This is a genomic window from Bradyrhizobium sp. ORS 375 (assembly GCF_000239775.1).
Lineage (GTDB): Bacteria > Pseudomonadota > Alphaproteobacteria > Rhizobiales > Xanthobacteraceae > Bradyrhizobium.
The window spans coordinates 1-6,896 of sequence record NZ_CAFI01000147.1; the positions used below are offsets into that span (position 1 = coordinate 1).

General features: G+C 67.1%; 5 protein-coding genes. All 5 read left to right on the forward strand.

Annotated features, from left to right (window positions below; all coding sequences use genetic code 11):
* Positions 1-182 precede the first annotated feature (182 nt).
* The 5 genes from pcaF (at position 183) to BRAO375_RS12650 (ending at position 6,752) form a co-directional block, all read left to right on the forward strand.
* Positions 183-1,391, forward strand: a complete 1,209-nt coding sequence (pcaF, locus tag BRAO375_RS12630; RefSeq protein WP_009027858.1) for a 3-oxoadipyl-CoA thiolase — start codon at positions 183-185, stop codon at positions 1,389-1,391.
* Between the two features lie 131 nt (positions 1,392-1,522).
* Positions 1,523-2,416: a dioxygenase family protein gene (locus tag BRAO375_RS12635; RefSeq protein ID WP_009027859.1), complete on the forward strand. Its 894-nt coding sequence runs from the start codon at positions 1,523-1,525 to the stop codon at positions 2,414-2,416.
* A 772-nt stretch (positions 2,417-3,188) separates the two neighbouring features.
* A complete protein-coding gene (locus BRAO375_RS12640) occupies positions 3,189-4,358 on the forward strand; it encodes a PspA/IM30 family protein (RefSeq protein ID WP_035640161.1) in 1,170 nt (389 codons plus the stop codon).
* Between the two features lie 22 nt (positions 4,359-4,380).
* Positions 4,381-5,046, forward strand: a complete 666-nt coding sequence (locus tag BRAO375_RS12645; RefSeq protein ID WP_009027861.1) for an OB-fold-containig protein — start codon at positions 4,381-4,383, stop codon at positions 5,044-5,046.
* Between the two features lie 8 nt (positions 5,047-5,054).
* Positions 5,055-6,752, forward strand: a complete 1,698-nt coding sequence (locus BRAO375_RS12650; protein WP_009027862.1) for a flotillin family protein — start codon at positions 5,055-5,057, stop codon at positions 6,750-6,752.
* The last annotated feature ends 144 nt before the right edge of the window (positions 6,753-6,896 follow it).

The window sequence follows — 6,896 nt, forward strand, 5'->3', positions numbered from 1 at the left end:
GCCCCTCACCCCCAGCCCTCTCCCCGTGAAGAACGGGGAGAGGGAGCGCACCGAGCGCGCGGCGAGCGCGTCGCTCCGCCATCTCCACGCATGCCACCCCGCGTTCCCGTCATTTGACCTGCCCCCATCGCACTCCTAAAACCGCCGTCAATTCTGACCAGAAACACCCCCGGGAGAGAGCGATGCGAGACGTGTTCATTTGTGATGCGGTGCGGACCCCGATCGGGCGCTTTGGCGGCGCGCTGGCGAAGGTGCGTACCGACGATCTCGCGGCGACCCCACTGAAGGCGCTGAAGGCCAAGCATCCGAATCTCGACTGGGCCGCGGTCGACGAGGTGTTCTTCGGCTGCGCCAACCAGGCCGGCGAGGACAACCGCAACGTCGCGCGCATGGCGCTGCTGCTCGCGGGTCTGCCCGACTCCATTCCCGGCCAGACGCTCAACCGTCTCTGCGCCTCCGGCCTCGACGCGGTCGGCGCCGCGGGCCGCGCGATCCGCTCGGGCGAGGTCGATCTCGCGATCGCCGGCGGCGTTGAATCCATGACGCGCGCGCCGTTCGTGCAGGGCAAGGCGACGGAGGCGTTCTCCCGCTCGGCCGAGATCTTCGACACCACGATCGGCTGGCGCTTCATCAATCCGCTGATGAAGAGCCAATACGGCGTCGATTCGATGCCGGAGACCGGCGAGAATGTCGCCGAGGAATTCCAGGTGTCGCGCGCCGACCAGGACGCGTTCGCGATCCGCTCCCAGCAGCGTGCCGGCCAGGCGATCGCCTCGGGCTATTTCGCCGCCGAGATCACGCCGGTCATGGTGCCCGGCGGCAAGGCCGGCCCGATCACCGTCGACAAGGACGAGCACCCGCGCCCCGAGACCACGCTCGAAGGTCTCGCCAAGCTGAAGCCGATCGTGCGCAATCCCGGCACGGTCACCGCCGGCAATGCGTCGGGCGTCAATGACGGCGCCGCCGCGATGATCCTCGCCTCGGAAGCGGCCGTGAAGAAGCATGGCCTGACGCCGCGCGCGCGCGTGCTCGGGCTGGCGTCGGCCGGCGTCCCGCCGCGCATCATGGGCATCGGCCCGGTGCCGGCGGTGCGCAAGCTGATGGAGCGGCTGGGCCTCAAGATCACCGATTTCGATCTGATCGAACTCAACGAAGCGTTCGCGTCGCAAGGCATCGCCTGCCTGCGCCAGCTCGGCGTCGCCGAGGATGCCGATTTCGTCAACCCGCATGGTGGCGCCATCGCGCTGGGACATCCGCTGGGCATGAGCGGCGCGCGCATCGCGATGACCGCGGTGCACGGCCTCGAAGTCCGCGGGGGAAAACGCGCTCTCGCCACCATGTGCGTCGGCGTCGGCCAGGGCGTCGCGCTGGCCGTCGAGATGGTCAACTGACGAAGCGCAACGCGCTTCGTCATTCCGGGGCAGCCCGCAGGGCTGAGCCCGGAATCTGGAGATGAGTCTGGCAACGTCGAGATTCCGGGTTCGACGCTGGCGCGTCGCCCCGGAATGACGGAGAACAAGTAATGACCATCTCCCGCGAACAGGACGTCACGCCGGCGGTGTTAGCCGTGATGGAGCAGACCTCCAACCCGCGGCTGCGCGAGATCATGGTGTCGCTGATCAAGCACCTCCACGGCTTCGTCCGCGATGTCAGGCTCACCGAGGCCGAATTCCGCGAGGCCGCCGCTGTTATCGCCGAGCTCGGTCAGCGCACCAACGACACGCACAACGAAGTCGTGCTGATGGCCGGCTCGCTCGGCGTCTCGCCGCTGGTCTGCCTGCTCAACAATGGCGATGGCGGCAACACCGAGACGGCGCAGTCGCTGCTCGGTCCGTTCTGGCGGCTGAACTCACCTGTGACCGCGAACGGCGGCTCGATCGTGCGCTCGGCCACGCCAGGGCCGGCGCTGTTCGTGCAAGGGCGGGTGGTCGATCCCAGCGGCGCGCCAGTTGCCGGCGCGGAAGTCGATGTCTGGCACGCGTCTCCCGTCGGCTACTACGAGAACCAGGATCCCGAGCAGGCCGACATGAACCTGCGCGGCAAGCTCACAACCGATGTCGACGGCCGCTTCTGGTTTCGCTCCGTCATGATGGTCGGCTATCCCATCCCGACCGACGGCGTCGTCGGCCGCCTCCTGAAGGCCCAGGGCCGGCATCCCTATCGCCCGGCGCATCTGCATGCGCTGATCGTCAAGCAAGGGTTCAAGGTGCTGATCTCGCAAGTCTACGACCCCAACGACCCGCACATCGACAGCGACGTCCAGTTCGGCGTCACCAAGGCCCTGCTCGGCAACTTCATCCGCCACGACGAACCGCATCCGACGGAGCCCGACGTCGCCGCGCCCTGGTACTCGCTCGATCACGTCTACCGCATGGAGATCGGCGACACCGTGCTGCCGCGCGCGCCGATCAAGTAGACGGTGATCTCGGTTAGAGGCTCGTTGCTCGAAACATCGTAGCTTGGCGCGCGAATACTGCTGATCGGCCGCTGCCCGGCGCACGATTGAGTGAGGCGCCTCGCCAAAAACTGGATGTCGTCCCGGGCAAGCACGTCAGCGCGAAGCGCTGGCGTGCGCTGACCCGGGACCCATACTCTCAGGACGCCGTTCGAGGCAGGATTGCCACTCCGAGTCGTCGCCTCACGACGGCCTGTGGTTATGGATCCCGGCTCTGCGCCCTGACGTCGCTACGCGACATCAGGGCTTGGCCGGGATGACACTGAAGTTGATGAGATGGCTTTACTCCAAACTCGGTGTCGTCCCGGGCAAGCACGTCAGCGCGAAGCGCTGGCGTGCGCTGACCCGGGACCCATACTCTCAGGACGCCGTTCGAGGCTGGATCGCAACTCCGAGTCGTCGCCTCGCAACGGCCTGTGGTTATGGATCCCGGCTCTGCGCCCTGACGTCGCTGCGCGACGCCAGAGCTTGGCCGGGACGACACCGGCGGTGGAGACCCAGCGTCGTAAATGATTGGGGGCGGCGCGTTGCAGGCGAACCGTCGCCCACGGCGCGTCGCTACCGTGCATCACGACCCTCTTAACGATCACCAGGGATTGTTCAGGCGCCCTCGAACCGGCCGGAAGGCCGGGCGCGACATATCGGCATGGGCATGGCGTTCGGTGTGGTCACGGGAAGGTGCGGCGTCCTCGGAGTGGTGGACAGCTTGCGAAAGCACAATAATAGTGCTTTAATGTTTTCCATGGCCGGAAACCCTTACGATCAGGCTGCTCGCTATCGTCTCCTGCTCACGCCGGAGGCTCTCGGCGCGATTGAGGCGACCTTTGCCGATTATGCCCGGATGATGGACATGCTCGACGAGATCGCTGCCGCGAAGGGCATCGGCGCCAATCTCGTTGCGCTGCATGGCCATGCCTATGAGCCGATCCGCAGGGCCACCCGGCTGCCGTCGCGGCTCGTCACGCTCGGCCTGCGCGACCGTGCGGCGTATCGCGCCGCTTCGAACCCGCGGCTGCCGCTCGACGACCGATTGGTGAATGTCCGGGACGCCGCGACGCTGTCGCTCGGCACGGCGCTCGGCCGCGTCACGATCCCGTTCGAGGTGACCGGCTATGTCGCGGGCTGGTCGCACGCGACGCCGGCGCAGCTCGTTCGCACTGACGACGGTGACTTCGAAATCCATTTCGGCGTCACCGCAACTTCCCACGCTCATCTCAGCCCACGAAAGGACAACGTCATGCTCGCCGAACACGCGCCGGCTCCCGACACGCTCCTGTCACGCGCCGGGCGCCTCATCGCCGGGATCGCCTATGGCGCGATCGAGAAGGCCGAGGACAAGAACAAGGTCGCGCTGGTCAAGCAGGCGATCCGCGAGATCGAGCAGGCCGAGCGGGAGCAGCGCGACAGCCTCGCTTCGGCGCGCGCGGAGGAGTATCGCCTCAACGCCCGCCGCGCCGAGATCGAGCGCGAGACCGGCGTGCTCGCCGAGCAGATCCGCCTCGCCATTACCGAGAATCGCGACGATCTCGCCCGCGCCGGCATCGCCCGGCAGATGGATCTCGAGGCGCAGTTCGAGGTGCTGTCGAAGGCGATCGACGAGAATGCCGAGCGTGTCGACGCGGTTCTGACGAGCTTGCGCGCGATCCTGTCGAGCCTGCAGGATGCGCAGGCGCGCCTCGCCGAGCTCGAGCGCAGCGAAGTAATCGCCGATCAGCCGAAGGCTACGTCACGCAAGGGACCGGATGCCGGCTTCGCCAAGGCCAGCCGCGCCTCCCGCGCGATCGCGCGCGCCACCGGCGTGCCGGAGGGCATCGCGCCGTCGCCCGATATCGACGAACTGTCGAAGCTAAAGCGCGACAAGGACATTGCCGAGCGGCTGGCGCGTCTGAAGTCGCAGAACTGAGCGGGCAGGGGCGCACCGTCCCATGACCATCATCGACCATTTCATGCAGCCCGAGGTGCGGCCGTTCGCGGTCGCCGCCGTGATGATCGTGCTGGTCGGCGGCGTCGAAATCGGCTCGATGCTGATCGGCCTGTCGGTCAGCGAGCTGCTCGGCCAGACCGTCGATCTCGGGCACGACGGCAACAGCACCAGCATCGGCCAGGTGCTGTCCTGGATCAATGTCGGCGGCGTGCCGCTGATGATCTGCATCCTGCTCGGGCTGGGCATCTTCTCGATCACGGGCTTTCTCATCCAGGATGTCGCCCGGCTGCTCGCGTTGCCGCTGCCGGCTTCGGCCGCAGGCGTGCTTGCCGCTGTTGCCACCGTGCCGATGCTGCGCAGCTCGACGCGTTACGCCGCGCGGCTGATCCCGCAGGACGAAAGCTATGCGGTGGGTCTGTCCGATCTCGTCGGCCGCACCGGCGAAGTCGCGGTCGGCCCGCTCGATGGCGGGCTGCCCGGCCGCGTCCGCGTCAAGGACGTCCACGGCAATTGGCACACGGTGACGGCCTCGGCCGCGCCGGGCTCGCCGCCGCTGCCGGTGGGCGCGTCGGTTCTTCTCGTCGACCGCAAGGACGGCCGCTTCCTCGCGATCGCAGCCGCCGACGAGCTGGTTTCATCACAACCGGACTGTCAGTCCAGAAAGTGATCTCTGTCATGTTTGATCTCATAGTCCCCGCCTCGATCGGCGTCACGCTGCTGGTCGTCCTCGGCACGGTGTTTGCCGTGCTCTATCACCGTTCCACCCGCGACGAGGCCTTCGTGCGCACCGGCCTCGGCGGCAAGAAGGTTGTGCTCGACGGCGGCGCCGTCGTGCTGCCGATCTTCCACTCGATCGCGCGCGTCAACCTGAAGACGCTGCGATTGCGGGTCGAGCGCTCGAAGAAGGATTCCTTGATCACCAAGGACCGCATGCGCGTCGATATCGACGCCGAGTTCTATGTCCGCGTGAAGCCGGATGTGGATTCCATCGCGCTCGCCGCACAGACGCTCGGCGCCGTCACCAACAATGCCGAACTGCTGCGCGACCAGGTCGAGGCGAAGTTCGTCGACGGCCTGCGCTCGGTCGCGGCGACGATGGAGCTGTTGGACCTGCAGGAGAAGCGCTCGGATTTCGTCAAGCACGTGCAGGCCGCGGTCGAGGCCGACGTGCAGTCGAACGGCCTCGAGCTTGAATCGGTGTCGCTGACCAAGCTCGACCAGACCGACATCTCGTTCTTCAACGCCGAGAACTTCTTCGACGCGGAGGGTCTCACCTTGTTGAAGACCGTCACCGAGACCCGGCGTCGCGACCGCAATGCGATCGTGCGCGACAACGAGGTGGCGATCGCCCAGAAGGACCTCGAGGCGCGCCAGCTGACCTTGCAGATCGAGCGCACCAAGAAGGAAGCCGAGCTCAGCCAGGAGCGCGACATCGCCAACAAGACCGCGAGCACGCGCGCCGAGGTGGCGAGTGCGACGCAAACGGCGTGGCAGACCGAGGAGAACGCCCGCATCGAGGCGCAGCAGAAGATCGCCCAGCGCGAGGCCGAGGCGCTGAAGGTGCGCGAGACCGCGACCATCGAATCCAACCTCGCGATCAACCGGCGCAAAACCGACGCCGACCGCGAGATCCAGATCGCCACGCAGGACAACGACATTCAGATCGCCACCAAGAGCAAGGAGACCTCCGAGGCGCGCGCGGTCGCCAAGGCGGCCGAGGCGCTCGCGGTGTCAGCGGAGGAAAAGGTGACCACCGCGCGGGCGATCGAGATCGCCGACCGCGAACGCCAGACCGCCGTCATGGCCGCGCGAAAGGAGGCCGAGCAGCGCTCGACCGGCATCACGGTGGCGGCCGAGGCCGAGAAGCGCGCGGCGGTCGATCGCGGCGAGGCGGCCAAGACGCTGGCCGAAGCGGAGGCCCAGGCCAACAAGATCAAGGCCGCCGGCGTGCGCGAGATCGGCGAGGCGGAAGCCGCCGTCATCCTGCTGAAGAACGAGGCGCAGAACAAGCTCGGCAGCAACGTGATCGATTTCGAGCTCGCCAAGCAGCGCATCGCGACGATGCCCGCGGCGCTCGGCGAGATGGTCAAGCCGATCGCCAACCTGAAGGATGTCCGCATTCTGCACACCGGCGGCGCCTTCGGCGGCAACGGCGCCGGCGGCGGCAATGTCGGCTTCGGCGAGGGCCTCGCCGGCGAGCTGCTGCGCGTTCATGCGCTCAAGCCCTTGATCGACGAGATCCTGGTGCAGTCCGGCTTCAAGCCGGGCGACGACCCGGTGCAGGCGCTGGCGGGCGTGGTCATGCCGAAGCCGGAGACGAAGACCGCCAACGGCGCGGTGACTGTGGAGCCGTTGCCGGTTTCAGCACCGTAACCGTAGGTCGACAGGATCAATGATCAGTCTGCCCCAAGTGAGATCCCGCGGTATGGGTCCCGGCGTTCGCCGGGACGACGGCGGAGGATGGGGCTGGCGGCGAAGACGCAACTGACGCTGAAAACAACAGGTCGTCGTCCCGGA

What these genes read in the sequence shown, in the direction of transcription:
- BRAO375_RS12635 (WP_009027859.1), top strand. Translation starts at nt 1,523, where the DNA reads ATGACCATCTCCCGCGAACAGGACGTCACGCCGGCGGTGTTAGCCGTG.
- BRAO375_RS12645 (WP_009027861.1), top strand. Translation starts at nt 4,381, where the DNA reads ATGACCATCATCGACCATTTCATGCAGCCCGAGGTGCGGCCGTTCGCG.
- BRAO375_RS12640 (WP_035640161.1), top strand. Translation starts at nt 3,189, where the DNA reads ATGTTTTCCATGGCCGGAAACCCTTACGATCAGGCTGCTCGCTATCGT.
- BRAO375_RS12650 (WP_009027862.1), top strand. Translation starts at nt 5,055, where the DNA reads ATGTTTGATCTCATAGTCCCCGCCTCGATCGGCGTCACGCTGCTGGTC.
- pcaF (WP_009027858.1), top strand. Translation starts at nt 183, where the DNA reads ATGCGAGACGTGTTCATTTGTGATGCGGTGCGGACCCCGATCGGGCGC.